General features: G+C 44.9%; 1 protein-coding gene. It reads left to right on the top strand.

The genetic code is table 11. From position 1 onward, the window contains the following. Positions 1–195: 195 nt before the first annotated feature. A complete protein-coding gene (locus BHE18_RS23015) occupies positions 196–345 on the top strand; it encodes an AbgT family transporter (RefSeq protein WP_328585899.1) in 150 nt (49 codons plus the stop codon). Positions 346–573 lie beyond the last annotated feature (228 nt).

Genomic DNA, 573 nt, shown 5'->3' with positions numbered 1-573 from the left:
ATACGAGCACGACACGTAGTCCGTAGACTAGCGCATGATAGCGGTGTGGGGTGTGAGTGATCCAACGTGTGATTGTGTTCTGTGGTTCTAGTAATGTCTGACCCTACAAGAAGATCAGAAGGTAAGGGTCAGGCAAGCTCAGTGAGTAAATCAAAGGTTCTTTGATTGAGTGCGAGCTGGTGCTAATCTGATGAGATGCGGAGCGTTCTCTGTTTTTTTTTTTTTACCTTGATTTCCTTGATGCTGCCATACAGCCTCATATTCTTTGGCGTCTGGCTCGTCATGCTGATCGTCTTTGCCTTGACCGGCATTCCGGTTGGCCCTGGCATTAGCTTGCGCATGTAATCGAAAAAACCGCCTCTTGAAGGCGGTTTTTTTGCTAGTACAGACGGCTGAACCGATCTTTCGCTCAGTTATCACGCAGTAAATAAAAATCGCTGGTTTGAAAAGTTTTTGCCATTTGTTAATAGTTTGTTCATAGTTGCCCTGTATACTTGTTTAGGAAGTCATCCGAGTGGAGGGTGTGTCGAATGAACCGTCAATCCAATCAATTGAAGCAGTTGAAAAGAATGT

The sequence above is a fragment of the Rossellomorea aquimaris genome, assembly GCF_001877785.1.
Lineage (GTDB): Bacteria > Bacillota > Bacilli > Bacillales > Bacillaceae_B > Rossellomorea > Rossellomorea aquimaris_A.
The sequence above is the reverse complement of the archived record's forward strand: the minus strand, read 5'-3'. Positions and strand labels throughout refer to the sequence as shown.

Excerpts from the sequence above, each read along its gene's own strand:
- BHE18_RS23015 (WP_328585899.1), top strand. The coding sequence starts at position 196 with ATGCGGAGCGTTCTCTGTTTTTTTTTTTTTACCTTGATTTCCTTGATG.